This is a genomic window from Paenibacillus sp. FSL R5-0470, from assembly GCF_037975205.1.
GTDB lineage: Bacteria > Bacillota > Bacilli > Paenibacillales > Paenibacillaceae > Paenibacillus_AQ.
Map to the genome: position 1 here is coordinate 6,248,997 of NZ_CP150238.1, position 20,781 is coordinate 6,269,777.

A 20,781-nucleotide genomic window follows, 5' to 3' on the forward strand; every position below is an offset into this window, starting at 1 on the left:
TTTCAAACTCGTAAATCACTTGCGTAAGGGACAAAATCATCTGAGATTACATTATCTCCAAGGATAACGATCATTTGATCTCATCCGACAAATTGCCCCGCCAAGTTCAAAACCAGTGCAATTCCGCCTGCTTCATCTTGTACTTTGGAAGTAAAGCAGGCGCACTTTTCACGGCTGTGACATATAAATTAAATACATCTCCCGTATACTCTTTAACAGTGATGATGAGTATGCCTGTTACATTAGCTTTCTTTAATTTATAAACGGTATGAAAAAACATTGGGTATTTATCTACGGAAAAAGATGTTTATTGTTCACTTTCATTAAAGGGTACAGGCATGAGCCTGTACCTCCTGCCAAGATTACACCTTTCATCATGTCCTTCATCTGAAATTAATCAAAACTTTATTTTTTTAATTGAGAAAAATGGGTCATCCTCCATGAGAAAGCTACTATGTTTTTCGAAAAAAACTTTCAAATCAATTTCAGTGAATTCTCTATTTTGAATTTTGTCGTAATATTTCATTTCACCTAATTCAAAAGGGATCAGTTTTATATATTTATTTGCTTTACTAGCTTTAACACAAAAATCAATTATAGATATGAGACCTTCATATTTAAGATCAAAACCGTCTACAGAATCGAAGAAAGATTTTCTAAACATAATTAACTTTGGACTTACTGCCGATACATTTTGACTTATTCTAGCTCTACCGAAATAACCAAAAAATCTTCTGTGTTTATTCTTATGAAAATCAAGAATTTTGTTTTTTGTCAAAGCAATTCCAAAACTATATATCTTTCTTTTTGTAATCAGTTTCGGTCCAATGATCACTGTCTCATCATTATTAGCATGACTCAGCATGATGTTTATCCAATTTTTATTTAATATTTTAACATTAGAATCAACTATAAAAATAAATTCATCCTTAACCTCCTTAGCCAGAAGATCAATTTGTCTTATATAGTTTTTTGTATTTATAATCTTTAGGTTTTTTATTTCATGTGTTTTTTTAAAATCACTCAATAATCGTCCCTTGTTAATTATGAATAAACTATAATTAGTCCATTGGATTGATTCTTTGAGTTCTTTATAATATTTAATTATTGTTTCTTCATCTTCCCATTCACCTATTGCAATAATAGTAACGTTACTATTAATCCATAGATTATTATATTCAATACTATAAGATCCAGGAAATGCTCCTTTTGAGACAGAGACATTCGTATCAAGATCTTCAAAGTAATTTTCTAGAGCTTTTCTACCTGCATCAAATGTATACTTTTTATTCAATGAATTCCCTGCTGTTGAGCTTGCGCTAATTCTCCAATGATATAATATCTTTGGAATATGCTCAATTGATTGCGTTACGTTGCTTAAGCGCAATATCAAATCATAATCCTGACTACCATCTACTCCTTCACGAAAAAGATTAACCTTCTCCAAAACCGTTCTTCTCATCACTAAAAAATGACAAATATAGTTGTAACTTCTTAAAGTGTCTGGAGACCAATTAGGCTTATGATGAGGTTGTAAAAATTTTTTCCCATCACTAGTCACTTTATCTTCATCTGAGTAAATAACATCTGGGTTAGATTCATTAATTACCTTTACGCATTCCATCAAAGCATCACTGGTTAATAAATCATCATGATCCAGTAAAGCAACATAGTCACCCTTAGCTAACCGGATTGCTTTATTTGTATTTTTGGCAATTCCCTCATTACACTCTTGTTTTGAATATGTTATTCTACTATCTTTTAACGCATATTTACTTATTATCGTATGAACCTCGTCACTAGTACTTCCTCCATTTAAAATGCATAATTGCAAGTTATCATAGGTCTGATTTAGGACTGATTCTATCATTTCTATAAGAAAAACTTTGGGTGTATTATATACAGGAACAACAATACTGATTAAAGGTTTATGAACGATATCTACATATTTTAATTCCACATTTTCATTAGAATATGTTATTTCATCTCTATTGAATGCTCCTTGCATTTTCTCAATTAACCGATATGAAAAATCAATCCATCCATACTCCTTAATTGAACCTAGCAACTTCAATGTTAAATTTTTTATAATAGGGCCTCCTATCTTTTCCTCAGAAAACGAAATAATCCCAAAGTTAAGAAATTGAGAAGGAACACTACAAAATTAATTATGATTCTTGACGACATATCAATTTTATTTTCATATATCGTATTACCAACCAAAGTACCATCCACAAATTCATTATTTACAGAAAGTTTAGTGTTGGGAGATTGCCTAAAATCTTTCCACATTGTAATTGCATTGTTCCCAACTGCAGATCCTGAGGAAACATTTATAAATAATACTTTATTCTTCGTCCCTTCAATTGGAGTGAATTTTATTTCAGTGTATTCATTATCATTCAAATCAGAATTCTCTAACTCAACAGTTCTTAACACATTGCTTTTCTCATCTAAAATATTAACCGTCGTTTCACCTGTGTTACTTCTGTTGAACGTAGAAACGAAAATAGCCAATCCTGAGAGATTGTTATACTTTGCTACGAAGCTTTGATTAATCTCTACTTCAGAGGTGATCTCACCAAAATTTTCATTAAGGTTCTCCCCTAACTTCATAGTAGAATAACGGTATTTATCAGCAATAGGAGCATATGAAGTAGTGGCATAAATAAACAAATTAGCGATAATTAAGGACATAATCACTAATATAATATATTTTTTCATATCACAGGTCCCTTTTTCTCAAACAGTGAAGGATAGTACATTTCTTCTAATAAATCAAAACTTCGTTCCCAACCCCATTGTTCTGCAGTCTCACGAGCATTCGCTGAGAGTTCTTCCCTCAATTCGGGATTCTCAATCAACATGTTCATAGCTCTCTTCGCCCCTTCGATATCACCTAAATCCACAACTAAGCCATTATGGCCATCCACTACAAATTCCTCTAAACCTTTAAATCGATTCAGCACAACTGTACCACCACAAGCCATCATTTCCAACGCTGGTAAACAAAAGCTTTCTACAGAACTCATCTTCAATAAAACATCACAACTAGAATATATATGCTTCATTTTATCCATAGGTACGCTGTCAAAAAACCGATCACATCTCCAAGAAGGATCCGGTTTACCCGCAGTACTTATACACCAAACTTCACAATCCAAATCTTTAACTACTTCAAATGCTTCTTTCATACATTTAAAAGGTGCATCTATAGGCCCTTCTAATAAAACTCTTAATCTGCCCTTCTTCTCTACTAATGGAACAACAGCATTCATAATGCTGAAATCCACACCATTAGGAATATAAACAGATTCCTTTCCATATTCTAATTTCAACCATTCTTTCAACCATTTAGCCATCGTTATAAATTTATAATCTTTTAAATATGTTTCTCTCGCAGCTATGGATTCCTTTGAATTGCTTTCAAAAAATTTACTTTCATCTGATTGCACAAAGTAGTATTTTTGAACCGCTGGAATATTTTCCAAAGTATATGCAGTTGTCCAATATGTAGCTACAACCACATCAAGATTATCTGGCACTTTATCTATCTGAATTATTGGCACCTTTTGATTAGGAAACCACTCAATAGACTCACACTTGTCTTCAGTAATAATCATTACGTCGAACCCTCTATTTAAGAGTCCGTTTAAATGATTTAAAATAACAGCTAAACCTCCTGAAATACCACAACCCGCTACAAGATATGCTATTTTAGGTTTTAAAGGACGTATAATAGTGTGCTCCTCCAACGTAAGATCTCGCCAGTGATTATCATCGTCCTTAAATGATAATTCTAGGTTATTCGCATGCAACCTTAAATTTGTTAAGACCTTGGGAACAGATTTGAATTTGTATCCATGATATGCAAGTCTAAGCCACAATTCATGATCTTCGCGATATCTCATTATTGGCTTAAGCCCTCCAACAAATCTTAAAGCACTTATTTTCACCATTACTGTACTCTGACACGGGACACAGATTTCCTTTAACATATTATAGTCGCAATCGGGACTAAAGACCTCTTGTTGATTATCTAGCCCAACATCTCTGCTTCCATCTAATAAAGCTCTCCAACCTCCGTATATTACATCAGCCTCATATTTCTTAGCATAATCAAGAGAAACCTGTATCCTATCAGATTCAGCAACATCATCACTATCTTGAAAAGCTAAGTACTCTCCATTTGCTTCTTTAATGGCTTTATTTCTTCCCCGCACTGCATTTCCACTATTATTTAAAAAGAAAAAAGTTCTTACTTTCGGATTACTTTCATAAGATTTCACAATGTCTACAGTATTCTGAGGGGAACCATCACAAACTAACAAAATCTCTATATTTTGATATGTTTGATTCAATATAGAATTTATGCTTTGTTTCAGAACATCAGTTCTATCATAAATAGGAATAACTACTGAAACTAATGGCAGATCACTGTCATTCCTTGTTTCCGGCAGTAAAACCTTTATCTTTGTTGAGAAATCGTCTCCCTTTCTTCTGAGTTTTCTTACTATTATTTTAGGATCCTTTAAGCCCTTTTTTAATCTGTTTTTATTTTTCCTAAGAAGCTCGCCTATTCTCCACAATTTTGTGTTTTGCATATTTAATAATAATTTATTTTTTTCTTCAGTAAGTTCAGAGAGATAGATACAATTTTTTTCTTTTTGAAGAATCTCAGAATGTAATTTATCATTTTCCTCTTTTAATTTATCTAGTTCTAGTTTGAGCAAAAGGTTCTCATTTTTAGTCTTAATGCCTTCTTGAATACTCTTGTTTAAACTTTCATTTATGAATTCTAAATCAAACTCATTTCTTTTCTTTACCTCATCTATTTGCCCAAGTAGCTTAACAATCTCAGTATTAAGCGTTTCATTTACTTCTTCCAATTTTTTATTATCAACTTCGATTTCAAGGGTTCTTTGTCTATAGTAATTTTTATATTCATATTCTCTAATAAATGCTTTATTGGCTCTTTTATTCAACTTCGATTTTCTATAAATATCATCACAACTTATTGAATCCATCGAATCAATTTTAGTGATTAGATCCTGCAAGTTTTTCGTCAAATCAAACTCATCTTTAGCAGATTCTTTTATTTTACTGAAAAATTCAACAGCAGAACCAAAGCCTTCCATAAGTTCCTGCACTATATCATTAGGACTTAAATGTCTGTTAAACCCTCTGCCTGAAAAATTGAAGAATTTTGCAGTACTATAATTTTCATCATTCAACCAGCCCGGTCCGCCGTGAATATCATAACAATAAACAGGCATTCCCATCACTAAAGCAAATTGAATGGTTTTACCTATGCTAATTACTGCATCATAATTTAATAATAAAGATGGTGTTACAACTTCTTGAATATGATTTAATCCAAAAATATCTACTTCAATACTGTTAGAATTAAGCAATTGCTTTGCTGCTAGAAGTTCATCGGCAACATGATTTGAGATAATACATATTTTTTTCAAATTCTCTCGTTGTTTATAACTTTGTTCTAAGAATTCGCTAGGAGCATAATTTGGAAAAACATAGATGAGATCACTTTCAACATTTTCTCTAATTAGCTGATCCTTCGTTTCGTAACTATTGGCTAGACAGAGATTCAAATCATTCACAAATAGCGGGGGCACTTCTAAGGGTTCAAACGGAGATAAACTACTAAAAATAATTTTATTAGCCCTTATATTTTTTTCTATTAAAATATTATATATTGTTGGGAAATGGTGAGCCCATATTAAATCATATTCAGAATGATCCAACTTCTCAACACTGATGTTCTTCACATTAAAGTTATGTTTATATATAATGCTTTTAATCGGATCTTCGTAACGGAAAGTTGCAATTTCCACTTCATATCCCATTTTTGTAAATTCTTTAGCAATGCTAAGTACGTTTAATTCTGATCCCGCTATATCAACTAATGCTTGTACAGAAAGTAATACTCTTTTTTTTATTATACTCATTATGATTTCACCCCATAATAATACTTTTAAGCTAATGAATCATTTAATGATCCACTCATGTTTACATCTAAAAAAGCCCTCTGAAATAGGCATTCCCATATGATTCTTTTTATCGGTAATTTCAAACTCATCTATATAATCGTTTCTATCATAAGGATACATGACCATTTCATCCGAGATATGAACAGAGACATAGTATTTCCCTGCCAAAAAATCATTATTGTCTATTTTCAAAGTAAATTCTTCAAAAGGTTCATTAAGCTCTAAATCGTCTCTTACAGTATTAAATAAAGTGACCAAATCACCTTTATTGTTATAAACAATTAATCCAACTCCATACTTTAAGTTATCTTCTTTAAAGCTCACCTTTAAATTAATAACTATATCTTCGCCTGTTGTGTAATTTTTCTTATTAAGCGAGATTTTTTCAAGATATATTTTATTTTTATACTTTTTAGCCACATCAAGCTCATTAATCGGAACTCTCATAATTTCCATATCTTTTTGTTCAATATATTCTTTATATCTATCACATATAAGATCTGCTCTTCCTTGATCCCGTAAAATCCCTCTTTCGATCCAAATTGCCCGTTGGCAAAAATTCCTTATGGCAGGCAAGCTATGACTAACGAATAAAATAGTCGCCCCACTATTCACCATTTCTTTCATCTTCTCATAGCATTTCTCTTGGAAATACATATCTCCAACAGCTAAAGCCTCATCTACTATTAATATATCTGGTTCTATGTTTATAGCTACAGCGAAAGCTAAGCGAGCAAACATACCACTAGAGTATGTTTTAACCGGCTGATGAATAAACTCTCCGATATCAGCAAATGACAATATCTCTTCTATCTTCAAGTCCATCTCTTCTTTGGTGAAACCCATCATCGTTCCATTTAAATACACATTTTCCAGTCCAGTATATTCATGATTAAATCCTGCACCCAATTCAAGTAGAGCAGATATTTTCCCACTTACTTCAACTGTGCCTTTTGTAGGGTTAAGTAACCCCGTAATAATTTTCAAAATTGTTGATTTACCAGATCCATTTGTTCCAAGTATACCTACAATTTCACCTTTATTAATTTTAAATGAAATATCACTTAGAGCACAGAAATCATTATGGAATTTTTTCTTAAACGGGTGAAGAGCCTCTTTGAGTCTATCAAAGGGTTTTGAATACAATTTATAGTTTTTAGTAATATTATTAACCTTCACTGCCCAGTCATTCATTTTGAAATATCTCCTCTATAAAACATCTGAAAAATGCGGTTTTAGTTTTTTGAATACTATACTCCCAAGAGCAAAGCAAACAAGACAAATACTCCAAAATAAAATAGTTTGCTTTGGCTTCTGCCAAAACCAAACATTATTAAACAATGAATCCCTATATCCCTCAACAATATAGTAGAGAGGATTTATTTTTAAGAAATTTTGGTATTTCTCTGGGAACATATTGGGTTGCCACATTATCGGTGTTAGCCATACCCCGAATTGCATGATAATCGAAATTAGTTGACTTAAATCACGAAAGAAAACCACAATAGAAGAAGTCAAATACGATAGAGATACAAGTAGAGCAATGATGCAAAACAAATAATATAATATTTGTATATTATAAACAGTAGGAATAAACCCATAAAACACAAAAGCATACTCAATGAACACTAAGAAAAAGAGGTGTATAAAAAGTGAAGAAATAATTTTAATCATCGGTAAAATACTTATTTTAAATACTACTTTTTTAACAAGATAACTGTACTCCAGCAAACTATTTGTGGAATTTATTAGCGCTTCAGAAAAGAAAAACCAAGGGACCAGTCCACATAACAACCACAATAGATAGGGCACATTCTCAATTGGTACTACTCTGAATCCGATTTGAAAAACAAACCAGTATACCAACACTGTCAATAAAGGTGAAACAAATGCCCAAAATATGCCTAACTGGGAGCTAGCATATTTTGTCCAAAAATCATTTTTAGCCAACTTAAAAATTAAATCTCTAGATTTATTAAATTCCTTAAGCAATGTTATAGCTTTCATTTCAAACTCCTTTTTATATCACTAATGATAAGCAAAATATAAGATATAGTTAAAAGACTATCAAATTCTAAGTAGTGTGACTTAACCATAAAAGCTATTTCATATTAAAAAAATCCGAATTGTAACCCTATTCCATTTCTATATCTATTGTCAATATGCTAAAATATTGTCGTACCTACAGGAAAAGGAGATTATAACGTGTCGAAACCAGTATACGGTAAAAACGCCGCTCAGTCGAGAAATGTTGAAAAGACAGCAAGTCCGATATGGGCCTTGGTTGTTGCTTTTATTTTATTTTTATGTTGGGCCCCATTTCAAGTGGGATTATTTAACGGACAGCAGTTAGACTTCGAGAAGCCTATATATGTGTCAGCACTAGTAAGTGGACTTTTGTTGCTAGTCTGTGTTGGCTTATACTACAAAAAATTCAAACTAGATGAACAGAGGGACTTAGTGGCTACAGCTTCAATATTACTGCCTCTGACTTATGCTCTATCATTGTTTGTCGCAGTTTCGCATTATATGGCGATGAATATGTTGTTTATTCAGAGTATGTATGTTGCAGTCTTCATTATAGCCTTTTATCTCTTGAAGCAAAAGCAAGTAAATGTTGTCATTCAAAACGCCATACTAGCAATTGCTTATTTCATAGTGTGGTTTGGACTTTTAAATTGGCTAGGTAGCAATAAACTAGCGGGAGCTCTAGTGGGTTGGTTCTCAAACACCGTAAGAAATAATATCTACTTAGATGCAGTAATGACAGACTCTAACGGACTTCGTCTGACTTCCATCTTTCAATATGCAAATACCTACGCAGCATTCTTGATGGCCTTTCTATTTGTAGCTATATTCGCTCTTATTCGCTCTAAAAAATGGTACGGAACGTTAACACACAGCTTTATGTTAGTTCCTATCATTGTATCAATTTTATTAACATTATCTCGTGGTGGTCTTGTACTGCTACCTGTCGTATTTATATTGCTGCTGCTATTCCTGAAACCTGCACAGCAAATCCTTTGGATTCTTCATCTTGGCGTTGCTGGTATTGCTTCGTTGGTCATTACGACTCCAGTGACTAACCTAGGACTAGAGCTAAATACAAATTTCACTTCTTCCGGCGCCTTGAAGGGCTGGGGATACCTAATTGGAGCTTCAGTAGTTGTGGCAGGCCTATCTTGGGTCATTCAGCGTTTTTTCGCCCCTTGGCTGGAGAAAAAACTCAGTAATTGGTCGTCACGTAAACTAACAGGTCTATGGATTCCACTTGGTTCTGTTGCACTCGTCGGAATTGTAGCTTTCCTACTAATAGGTACAAGCGTAAAAAATATCTTACCTAGCAATATGGCAACTCGTCTTGAGAACATTAATTTCCAACAACATAGCGTACTTGAACGGATTACTTTTTATAAAGATGCCATGAAGGTAGTTAAGGATTACCCGATTCTTGGTGCTGGTGGTGGTGGATGGTCCTCATTATATGAGCACTATCAGAACAACCCTTACACCAGCCGCCAAGTGCATAACTTCTTTTTACAATACTTGATTGAGGTTGGGATCCTTGGTTTTATCGTATTTATGGGATTCATTTTGTATATTTTCTATAAATACATTCGTGGGTATGTGAAACGGGATAGAAATGATTTTGAGAATGGTTTCTTTTATCTAATTATTGCTCTATCTATTCTTGTGCACAGCCTACTAGATTTCAATATGAGTTATGCCTTCATGGGGATACTCGTCTTCCTTGGACTGGCGGGCATGGCAGTTGTAATGGATAGCAAACAGCTACGTAAAAGTTGGAATAAAACTGGTTTGCGGCTTGGATATTCTGCTGTTCTCACAGTGGGAACTGTATTCTTGATATTCCTCTCGATTAGCTATATCGGTTCCAGTAATGCAGCCCTAAAGGGTAAAAATCTAATCGGGGTTAGTAATTCTTACGAGGAAATTAAGAAACCATTAGCTGAGGCTTTAAAAACACGTCCAGGTCATCCAGAATCAGTCTTATACCTATCCTCGTTAGATCTACAGGTTTTTAAGCAGAATCAGGATGAACAATTTCTAAATGAGGCTTATAGTGTACTTACTCGAGCACTGGAGAATGAACCATACAACAAAAATATTTTAACTCAGTTAGTAACCTATTATGACCTAAAAGGTCAAAATGATCTTGCATACGGTGTTTACCATGATAATGCTGATAAATTCAACTGGGATATTAGTTGGTATGATACTCTCATCAGCCGTTCCTTTGCATTAGGTCAGCAAGCCCTTAACCAAAAGGATGAGACAAAAAAACAAGCGTATTTCAATGAAGCTCAAGAAGCATATAATCATGTTCTCACTGGTATAGAACATTTGAAGACTCTTCCACCAGAACAATTGCAAGGGCGTCCTTTCACAGTAACACCAGCAATGGCTTTGAACGTCGGAAAAATGCAGCTATTATCTGGGCAAGAAGATGCAGCAAAGACAACTCTGAAGCTTAGTTCAGATGCTAATTACACGGATATTATGAATAGTGAAACTCCATGGAATATTGATTGGTACAGTTCACTCATCAGCCGTTCTTTTGATTTAGGACAAGCGGCTTACGCACAACAAGATAATGAAGATAGATTAGAAAATATGAAAGCTGGCTTTGCCGTTGGGCTTTTGGCCTACAATCATGTACTTGCGGATAATGAACTTTCCAAGACTCTTGCTCCAGATGTGAAACTGAAGGTAGGGAAAATGCATTATATGTCTGGACAGCTACAAAATGCAGTCTCCATCTTGAAACCAGCCATAAGCCAAGATTTCGCAGATGCAACGAATCGTGAAATTGCCCGTTGGTACCTTGCTGCATTGACGAAAACTGGTGGCGAAGATCAGGCGATATACAATTCACTGATCGCAGCTGATCCTGCGGAAGCAGCACAAATCGAGGCCATCGCAAATTCACAATTCTAAAACAGAAAGAAATCAAAAAAGCGTGCCGCTGTAATTACAGGGCACGCTTTTTTCAATGATATGAGTTCTATTTAATGCCCTGCCTTAGCAACTTCGCTATCTATAAGCTCTTTCATATAACGAAGTAAATCATCTTTAAGCTCTTCATGCTGAAGTGCATAATGAATGGTGGTCTGAATGAAGCCCATCTTCTCACCAACATCATGACGTTTGCCTTCAAAGTCATAAGCAATAATCCGCTCCACTTCACTTAAGCGGGAGATGGCATCCGTTAGCTGAATTTCTCCACCTACACCCACCTGCTGCTCACCAAGCATATCAAAGATGCGTGGAGTCAGGATATATCGTCCTAGAATCGCTAGATTAGAAGGAGCATCTTCTCTCTTCGGCTTCTCTACAAGGCGATTGGCCTTATAGACCCGCTCAGCCAACTCAGTTCCATCCACCAATCCATAGCGGGAAACTTCTTCCCAAGGCACAGGTTGGACACCCACAATAGAGGATTTGTACTGTTCATATACTTCCATCATCTGTTTGAGACAGGGTTTCTCCGACTCAACAATATCATCACCTAGCAGAACAGCAAATGGCTCATTTCCAATGAATTTACGCGCACACCAAATCGCGTGACCGAGACCTCTTGGTTCTTTTTGGCGAATGTAATGGATATCAGCCATCTCGGAGGATTTACGAACGGATTCAAGAAGTTCCCACTTCTGTTTCTCAGCTAAGTTAAATTCCAGTTCAAAAGAATTATCAAAGTGGTCTTCAATCGCACGTTTACCTTTACCCGTCACGATAATAATATCCTCGATTCCGGAAGCAACTGCTTCTTCGACAATATATTGGATCGTCGGTTTATCTACTATCGGTAACATTTCTTTAGGCATTGCTTTAGTTGCAGGCAAAAAACGGGTACCAAGACCTGCAGCGGGGATAATGGCTTTACGGATCTTCATCTCATTAACTCCTTCTGTCGGTTACTCTTCCATCTAAAATACTCCTGTATAGTAAAATTACATATTTCCTTCAATTATAGCAGTTATAGCGGACTAATGTCAGAGAGTTTGTTATATTTGTATATCAATTCCAATCAAACCCGGGAAGAAGGAAGTATAAAGCATTCATCGCAAGTTCAAACACTTTTCTAACACTCACTATATTATCTAGTATATGCAAGTAACAAAGAAGACGAGATCGTTTCAATAAAAAAAGGCAAAGCATCGCTCACCGAACGTACCAATCTGCTTCGGATTGTTTTCATGATCGAGTACGACACCCTCAATCCCAAATGGGTTTTGAATTCGACCACCTTGAAGTGGCCGTCATTTGCGTTGAACCATAAAGCAAGAAAATCCGGTGAAATCTAGCGGAACAATTTTACCATCCAAGTTTTGCACGATAACCGCATCTACAAAGAAATTGATCAGCCATCAGCGTCGTGCAACTCATTTTCAAAGACAAATATATTAAAGGTCAGAAGCTCTTTTTCTCGTAACTGCTCAGAAATGCCATTATCTCCATCAGTCGTCCATGCGTAAGTCATTCCCCTGCCTCGGTATTAACCTTCTTGCCAACGAAGAATGACATCTACACCGTTAGTTACTCCTCCACATATACATCCCATTCACCGGCTGGAACTAGCAACTCTACACTTCTCTGTGTAATCCTTGCTTATTTATCTATATCCTCCCAAACCACTGTTTGGCGGGTCTTTGATATATCTTTAGCTTATTAGATTTTTAAAACATCACAGCGAATCGCCGGAAATATAACAGGCTTTGGCAAAGCCTATCACTTTTTATTATTAAACAATGGTTCAGCTTCCCTTTTCACTTTAATAGACAAATTAAGGCCATCATGCGTAAAATAGAATAGTATAGAATAGATCAATCACGCAAATGTTCACACTATTCCCATAATTTATATGTAGTTAAGGAGAGCTGATTCCATTTATGAAAGGCATTATTCTTGCGGGAGGAAGTGGCACGCGCCTCTATCCGCTTACAATGGTAACCAGTAAGCAATTACTTCCAATTTATGACAAACCCATGATCTACTACCCTTTATCCACGCTAATGTTGGCTGGCATTAAGGACATTCTAGTTATTTCGACAGCTGAGGATACCCCTCGTTTTGAAAATTTGCTCGGCGATGGTTCTCAATTTGGAATTTCGCTGCAGTACATTGTTCAACCAAGCCCTGACGGGTTGGCCCAAGCATTTATTTTAGGCGAAGAATTTATCGGAAACGATTCTGTCGCCATGGTCCTTGGAGATAACATTTATTACGGAAACGGGATTACCAAACTTCTTAAACAGGCAGCTGAAAAAGAACGCGGTGCAACCGTGTTCGGATATCATGTACTTGATCCAGAGCGATTTGGCGTAGTTGAATTTGATAGTACCGGTAAAGTGCTTAGTGTGGAAGAAAAACCGGAACATCCCAAATCCAACTATGCGATTACTGGTCTATATTTTTATGACAATCGCGTAGTATCTCTGGCAAAGGAAGTAAAGCCCTCCATTCGGGGTGAGCTTGAGATCACCTCGATTAATGAAGCTTACTTGAAAATGGGAGAATTGGACGTTGCCTTACTGGGCCGAGGTTTTACTTGGCTCGATACCGGTACACATCAAAGTTTGGTCGATGCGACCAATTTCGTCAGAACAATTGAGGACCATCAAGGCATAAAGATTTCCGCTCCAGAAGAAATTGCATATATTAACGGATGGATTACCAAAGAACACCTGCTGGAATGCGGACAGAAGCTAAGTAAGACTGGATATGGACAATATCTGATTAAAGTGGCCACCGGCAAAATAAAATATTAAAGAGCGGAGAATGAACCATGAAATTCACACCAACAGAACTGGAAGGCGTTCTAATTGTAGAACCTGCTGTCTTTGGGGACCATCGAGGATGGTTTATGGAAACCTTCAGTGAAGCAAAATTTCAGGAACAAGGGCTGAAATTGGATTTTGTGCAGGACAATCAGTCCTTCTCAGCTACCAAGGGCACACTGCGCGGACTTCATTATCAAATCAATCCCAAAGCGCAATCCAAACTTGTCCGCTGTACTAAAGGGGCAATCTTTGACGTTGCCGTGGATATTCGACACGGTAGTCCTTCGTATGGCAAATGGTTTGGCATCGAGCTGACCGCTGATAACAAGAAGCAATTACTGATTCCCAAAGGCTTCGCTCATGGATTTATGACCCTGACGGATGACGTGGAAGTTCAGTACAAATGCGATGAACTGTATGCTCCGGAATGCGATGGCGGCATCCTATGGAATGATCCCGAAATTGGAATTGAATGGCCGATGCATATTCAACCTGTTCTTTCGGTGAAGGATGAAAAGGCTCCACTATTAAAAGAATCCAAACATAATTTTGTCTACTAACCTTTTAAGCACGTCCTGAGCTGTCAATCAGCAGTCTGGGACGTGCTTTCATTTGTGAGTAATCTAAAAGAGATTGTACACCGTTTAGTCAAGCCCCATTTAGTAGATTTCGGAAAAAATGCTCAGGATATAAATTGAATACTATACTCAATAGGAGTTAGCATCTTTAGTCTTCGTTATACTCTGTCTTCGTTGTAAAATCGTATATAATCATCAATTCTTCTTTGTCCCTCGTCAATACCTCGATTATAATTTTAACTATAAGATGAGAGAAGACCCTCCCGAATCTAAATTTGCAAACACCTTTCAAAGCATTCAGTTCCAACCGTAAACGATTTAATTCTGGTCCTTGATCGAGTTCTGCCCGGAAAGGAAAGGATTAAATAAAGACATAAAAAATGCACCTCCTAGAATTAATCGGATTCACCCATGGGTTCTTCCAACGTCTATTCTAAGAAGTGCTCTTCATTCTTCCTATATTACTTCGCGTTAACCAATTGTCCCCGTGTAACCCCCAACTGGTTGGTAGCCTTCAAGCTCTTCCATACCTGCGTACCAGAGATCTCACCACGCAGTGCGCGGCTGTATAGGCTAATTACCTCAGCCACTTGCTCTGGTGTCTCTTCCAGGAACTCCACGCGGTACGAGGATACGCCTAGATCACGGAAATTATTCAAATACTCCGCACCGGACTGCTCAACTGCATTATAGACGGTATTACGGCAGCCTTCATCCACACGAACTGGATGTGACATTCCAATACGGTCTTGCAAAGAAGCGCGATGTTCTTCACATGGACGACCACAGTTCGTAAAGTCTGTGCCTTCACTCATGAAGGTACAGTATACACAGTGCTCTGTGTGGAACATCGGCAAATGCTGATGGATTACGATCTCCATACGAGAGGTATCACTATGTTCAAGCAGGTCGACCATCTGTTGAATGTTCAAGTCATAGGATGGTGTTACCATGTCACAGCCTGCCTCAAGGAACAGATCCACTGCCTTATGATTGGCAATATTCAATGAGAAATCGCCGATCAGGCGTGGATGCACGGCATCAGGCTGCTCTTGGCGGCGGCGCAGATAATAATACAGCGCACCGGTATTGCGTACTAACACGGCATCAGGCTGCAGGCGCAGAATATTGGCGTGGTAGCCGTTCTCGCCCGGCATATGAATGCGCGGTGTGGCCAGCGCGATGCTGGCCCCTGCAGCCCGTACCGCATCTACCGCTGCCGGGAACTGCTTGATAAACTCGAAGTCGGCGTAGATGTTTCTCACGCCGGCCTCGAGCGCAGCCTGCACCTGCGGCAGGCTGCGGCACAGCGCGGTGAGCTCCGCTTCACCAGCGCGCTGCGGAGCGACGCCCCTGCGGGTAGCGTCGCCGTAGACCTCGATCGCCCGTTTCACGTACACGGGCGGTTTCGGGCGCTCGCCCGCAAGCAGCTCCACCGCTTGGCGGCGGATGCTGTTCAGCTCGCGCATAGGGACGATGACGTCGCCTTGCAGATGCGACTCTAACGCGTCAAGCTGGAACACGGTCCCGCCCAGGCGGCCGAATTGTTCTTCCAGCAGCGCAGTATCCATCGGACGCTTTTGCGCTGTTTCCAGCGCGAGCTCCGAGTCCACACGGACGGTAACGTTCTTCTGAACGTCCGTCCACCAGGTGGTCAGCTTCTCGCCGACACAGCCCTGCACTCGCACATGTACCGGGAATACCCGGTACGGCTTCTCTGTCTCATAAGTCTGGCGCAGCGCCTTGTCTAACGCAGGGTCATTCGTCTTCCAAATGCGGTCACCGACATTTAGACGACGCAGATCCACATCATTACGACCGGCTACGATGTCGATGATCCAGCCTTCTCCGGCTTCACCTTCGAGCTTCACACCTTTACGACGAAGGTCGTAAACGCGTCCGCCTTCTTCTTTTTTCGTCGGATCCCCTGCATCAAACACGATTCCGTCTCCCCGCTTAAGCGGTGCATGAATACGGCAGACAACGCCATCACGAAGAATTTGTTCAACCGTTCCGAGATATACACCACGGCTTTTCGGAAAAGTGCCGTCTACGAGCTTTTTATTGTTCGTTCCGTCTAAGAAACCATGCGTGAAACCGCGGGAGAAGCTTTGTTGCAGTTCACGAACTTCTTCCTTCGATGGTTTGGACATATCGCCATCAAAATACCGATCAATTGCTTTACGGTACTTACTAACTACATTCGCAACGTATTCTGGACTCTTGAGGCGCCCTTCGATTTTGAAAGAAGTTACGCCCGCCTCGATCAGCTCAGGCATAAGATCTATGGCTGCCAAATCCTTAGGGGAGAGCAAATAAGTTACATCGCCCATAGGTTTAACTTCTCCATCTACCATCAGATCATAAGGCAGACGGCAAGCTTGAGCGCATTCTCCGCGGTTGGCGGAACGTCCGCCCCACATTTCCGAAGTTAGACATTGACCCGAATAAGAGACACATAAGGCTCCGTGCACGAATACTTCCATCGGCAGACGGGCTTGTTCCCCAATCGTCTTAATTTGCTTCAGATTGTTCTCACGACCGAGTACCACACGTTCCAAACTGAAAGGCTTAGTGAACTCGACCGCCTCCGGGGAAGTAATCGTCATCTGTGTCGATCCATGAATCGGGAAGTCTGGTGAGATTTCACGAATCATTTTGACCAAACCTAAATCCTGAACAATCACTGCATCCACGCCAGCATCTACACAAGCGTCAATCAGTTCTTTTGCATCGGACAATTCATTTTCAAAAACCAGTATATTAAAGGTCAGGAAACCCTTCACACCATAGCTATGCAAAAACGCCATAATTTCCGTCAGCTCGTCCATGCGAAAGTTGTTCGCTCTCGCCCGTGCATTAAACTTCTCTACGCCAAAAAAGATAGCATCCGCTCCGTTCGCTACGGCCGCACGCATGCAGTCCCAGTCACCTGCAGGTGCCAATAGCTCCACGTCTTCTCTGCGTATTTGTTGCTCTTTCATTTATATCCTCCCAAACCGCCATGTGGCGGGTCATTTCTAGTTGATTAACTTGATAATTGTATCAAATATCACATCTCAGCGCCATGTGTTTACCAACATTTATATAAAGAAAAGAACGCCCCATGCCATTTTGGCTACAAGGACGTTCTCATCTAATTGAATTACACTCTACTATTAGTTAGTCATGAACTCCAATCACCTCTAAACTACTCATTCCCCGTAAACCGAAACGACTGCAGCGTTTTATCTAACAAAGCTTGCTGTTCTGCAGTAGCATTGGCATCATTCAGCGTAACAGTAATCGTGTAGACCACCTCATTTTTACCAAAAACAACGTGCTTACTGCGGACAGGAACACCATTCTTGATTTGATGCACAGTAAGGATCGTAGCAGGAACACCAACAAAGGTAGACTCCACTATACTTTCAATGCGAGGACCTTTAGGATCATTATTTTTATTCTGATAAGAATCTTTGAGCATATTCACCGCATAATCGACTGAGCTTTCAGGTTTCGAGTTAATCTGGAAACGTCCTCCGATGAACCGATACTCTACCAACTGTGTCTCGAATACATCTTGATCGGGTGTCCATAAACGTGGAATGTCGATGGCATAGCCGTATCTTTTAGATACTTTGGTTATCGTTTTATTCTTGATTGTCTTATAGTCATCGCTAGCGAGTCGCCCGAAGTTCTCCTTCAACAGATCAAAATCAATATCAATGGAGGATATAATAGCTTTGAATTTGGCCTTATCCTCTTCTTGTCCAGGAGGTGTCACATATTCAAAATAGTAACGGTACCCATTCTTGAGTACGATTGCCTGATATTCTGTCGTCCAACCGTTGCCGAAATTCAGCTGTGTCTCACTTATTTGTGCATGTACGCCGGAGATTTCAGACTTCATGCTACCTTTAACAACATATGCGTCCGCTACAAAGTTCTCCTGCGTTTTTGTCTTCAACTCTTCAGCCCAGCTCTCTAGTGTAGAACCAGCAGGTGCCGATGTAATCGCCACACTCAAATGACTTCCTTGTTTGCTTTCATAATAAAAATGCTGGTCATCCTTAATCCAAGCGGCAGGAACCTGTAGTGAGATACCATAGTCCTCATTATAGGCTTCACTTAAGCCATTCTTTACGGTAGAGAGATCACGAATTTTGTTATCCTTAGTGTCAAAAGAGGGCCGAAAAGAGCTCAGTAACCCCGCATATTTGGCTAAATCTTTATAATTAGTGGCTTTTTCATCCGTCAAATAAATCTCGTAAAGTCTACCTTCAGCATAGATCAGCCTGTTTTCCCAGAGTGCTCCGCTAGAATCTTTACTGACCAATCGTGCATAAGGTACAGAGGCTTTCGGGAACGACTCCCGGTCTAATATCAGCTCACTGCCTAACTCGACTTCCCGAACTAGTTGCTCAAGAAGCCCATCTGCATCCACTGAAACCGCCTGATCACTTGCATGAATCTCCAAATAATAAAGATTGTCCGCACTGGAGAAGGTAGCCACACTCTCATCACCACCGCTATTTCCAGCAATCAGTCCAGACGGATAATTTAGTGTCCATCGATAATAGCTGTTCCCAATTTGCGTCTTCCCCACATCGCTATCAATACCAGTATCCACTGGCACATCGCCTTCATTGTCAGCAGGAGCTAAGGTAATGATCAGCTCACCACCGTTACCCTGGGAGAGGGTTGCACCCAGTACACTCGCCACAAAACGCAGCGGCACCATCAACACACCTGAAACCATCCGAGGCGCGGAGGTGAGTTTAACTTTAGTCGCATCCTTCCAGGCACTAATACTACCAATCGTCATTAACCCTGTATGAGAGCCGTACGTTACTTTCACTACATCATTTCCTTCTAAGGAAACCGTGCTGCCAAATGTCTTTTTAAAAACCCCGAGCGGTACCATAACCGTTCCGTTCTCCATATAAGGCCGCTCGATAGTCACCTTCTTGCCATTCACCGTAGCAGAAGTACTGCCAACTTTAATACTCAGCTGCAGCTTGTCTGTTTCTGCTGCCCGTACGGTTGGTATCGGTAATATAGAAAATAGCAATAATAAGGCCAGCATCGCACACAATCCTTGTTTTAAAACTTTAAAGCCCATTTACCGTCCCCCTCTCGAGTTTCCTGATCACTCTTCCATATGCTCGTCTCCATCTGCTCCTGCACCCTCTTCACTTAATAGGGGATCACCCTGAGTGAGCACCAGCTTACGGATGACGATATCCCCATCACTTTGCATAACCAGTCGTACCGTTGTACCTGGAGAATAGCTTTTAAACAATTCATTAATATCAACTAGTGAGACCACACGGTGGCCGTCAATGCTGTACAAGACGTCGTCTTCGGCAACACCCGCCTTGCGTGCTTCAGCAGAAATCACTTTAGTTACAGTCAGGGGATCGAGCGTTGGCAAGCCCACAATCGAGGACCAACTCGGCTCTAACTCCAATCCAAGACTCGGGTGTTTTACTTCACCGTATTTAAAAAGCTGGTTCATAATATACTGCACGGTATCCGACGGAATAGAGAAGCCCATATTCTCCACGCCCACCGCTGAGTATTTCAGACTGTTTATTCCCAGCACTTCGCCCTTCATATTCACTAGCGGGCCCCCGCTATTCCCGGGATTAATCGCTGTGTCACTTTGGATCAGACGATAAGCCGCAGCTACTTCGCGGTTAAGGCCACTTATAACCCCTACGGTCGCTGAATTCCTTAGAGAAAAGCTAATCGGTGTTCCGACAGCCACTACCTTCTCACCAACAACGGTTTTGCCGGTCGATGGAATAAACTTTGCAGGTTTAAGGGAGGTGGCATTGATTTTGATCAGGGCCAGATCACTAACTTCATCTAGATATGTTTCTTTAATGCTGTAGGTTTTGGAGTCCGACGTCACTACCAAAGCATTCTGCAGATCCTTGATGACATGTGCATTGGTTACAATCCATCCATTCGATTTCACAATAATGCCAGAACCATGCGTCAGATTGTATCGATCATCCGGTCCGCTAGTCCCCCCACTATCGTCTTTGCCGATAATGCCCACTACGGAGGGGGTGATACTTTTAATAATCCCTGGTACGGGGTCTTCCGCTGCTGTTGAATTTTTGATTTTGTCTCTCTGGCTTGTGGTCGCCGCGCTAACCGTCTTAGTCGTATCACCCAACGCATAAACCGACTCACTCCATACTCCTGACAGCAACACACCGCACAGCAGCAAGCCCATTCCTTTCTTCACCAGCTTCTCCACAGTCCTCATCAACCTTCACCAGACCCTCTCTCTTTAAATGGATAAATTTTACATTATATAATTTGAAAAAAGACACCTTCAATGCGCCCACGGCGTTAAAGGAGTCTTTTGGTGCAAAGCTGTTCAATTTAATT

The 20,781-nt window shown here is 39.3% G+C and carries 12 protein-coding genes; 3 read left to right on the forward strand and 9 right to left on the reverse strand.

Translation table 11 applies throughout. The features are described from left to right. Window positions 1–397: 397 nt before the first annotated feature. Genes MKY99_RS27850 through MKY99_RS27870 form a run of 5 tightly spaced genes read right to left on the reverse strand, consistent with a single transcriptional unit; the run spans window position 398 to window position 8,018 of the window. Window positions 398–2,074, reverse strand: coding sequence for a glycosyltransferase (locus MKY99_RS27850; RefSeq protein ID WP_339267461.1), 1,677 nt, complete (start codon window positions 2,072–2,074; stop codon window positions 398–400). Window positions 2,075–2,100: 26 nt separating this feature from the next. Then, the gene (locus MKY99_RS27855; protein ID WP_339267463.1) at window positions 2,101–2,697 is read right to left on the reverse strand and encodes a hypothetical protein; all 597 of its coding nucleotides are present in this window, start codon (window positions 2,695–2,697) and stop codon (window positions 2,101–2,103) included. A 23-nt stretch (window positions 2,698–2,720) separates the two neighbouring features. Further along, a complete protein-coding gene (locus MKY99_RS27860; RefSeq protein ID WP_339267465.1) occupies window positions 2,721–5,969 on the reverse strand; it encodes a glycosyltransferase in 3,249 nt (1,082 codons plus the stop codon). Between the two features lie 39 nt (window positions 5,970–6,008). Then, a complete protein-coding gene (locus MKY99_RS27865) occupies window positions 6,009–7,205 on the reverse strand; it encodes an ABC transporter ATP-binding protein (protein WP_076286930.1) in 1,197 nt (398 codons plus the stop codon). A gap of 15 nt (window positions 7,206–7,220) precedes the next feature. Further along, window positions 7,221–8,018: an ABC transporter permease gene (locus MKY99_RS27870; protein WP_076286931.1), complete on the reverse strand. Its 798-nt coding sequence runs from the start codon at window positions 8,016–8,018 to the stop codon at window positions 7,221–7,223. A gap of 198 nt (window positions 8,019–8,216) precedes the next feature. Between MKY99_RS27870 and MKY99_RS27875 the strand changes: the two genes are divergently transcribed. Beyond that, entirely contained in the window at window positions 8,217–10,970 is a 2,754-nt protein-coding gene (locus tag MKY99_RS27875; protein ID WP_339267468.1) for an O-antigen ligase family protein, read from the forward strand. A 71-nt stretch (window positions 10,971–11,041) separates the two neighbouring features. On the opposite strand, the gene galU is transcribed toward MKY99_RS27875, so the two are convergent. Then, complete coding sequence (galU, locus tag MKY99_RS27880) at window positions 11,042–11,929, reverse strand: UTP--glucose-1-phosphate uridylyltransferase GalU (RefSeq protein WP_339267470.1); 888 nt, start codon at window positions 11,927–11,929, stop codon at window positions 11,042–11,044. A gap of 996 nt (window positions 11,930–12,925) precedes the next feature. On the opposite strand from galU, the gene rfbA reads away from it, so the two are divergent. Continuing rightward, window positions 12,926–13,804: a glucose-1-phosphate thymidylyltransferase RfbA gene (gene rfbA / locus MKY99_RS27885; RefSeq protein ID WP_076286991.1), complete on the forward strand. Its 879-nt coding sequence runs from the start codon at window positions 12,926–12,928 to the stop codon at window positions 13,802–13,804. Window positions 13,805–13,821: 17 nt separating this feature from the next. Beyond that, the gene (gene rfbC, locus MKY99_RS27890) at window positions 13,822–14,376 is read left to right on the forward strand and encodes a dTDP-4-dehydrorhamnose 3,5-epimerase (RefSeq protein ID WP_339267472.1); all 555 of its coding nucleotides are present in this window, start codon (window positions 13,822–13,824) and stop codon (window positions 14,374–14,376) included. Between the two features lie 479 nt (window positions 14,377–14,855). Here rfbC and MKY99_RS27895 read toward each other — a convergent pair whose 3' ends face one another. From MKY99_RS27895 to MKY99_RS27905, 3 genes are all read right to left on the reverse strand, one after another. Beyond that, window positions 14,856–17,378: a U32 family peptidase gene (locus MKY99_RS27895; RefSeq protein ID WP_339267474.1), complete on the reverse strand. Its 2,523-nt coding sequence runs from the start codon at window positions 17,376–17,378 to the stop codon at window positions 14,856–14,858. A gap of 206 nt (window positions 17,379–17,584) precedes the next feature. Beyond that, window positions 17,585–19,498: a stalk domain-containing protein gene (locus tag MKY99_RS27900; RefSeq protein WP_339267476.1), complete on the reverse strand. Its 1,914-nt coding sequence runs from the start codon at window positions 19,496–19,498 to the stop codon at window positions 17,585–17,587. Between the two features lie 27 nt (window positions 19,499–19,525). Next, window positions 19,526–20,656, reverse strand: a complete 1,131-nt coding sequence (locus tag MKY99_RS27905) for a trypsin-like peptidase domain-containing protein (protein WP_339267478.1) — start codon at window positions 20,654–20,656, stop codon at window positions 19,526–19,528. Window positions 20,657–20,781 lie beyond the last annotated feature (125 nt).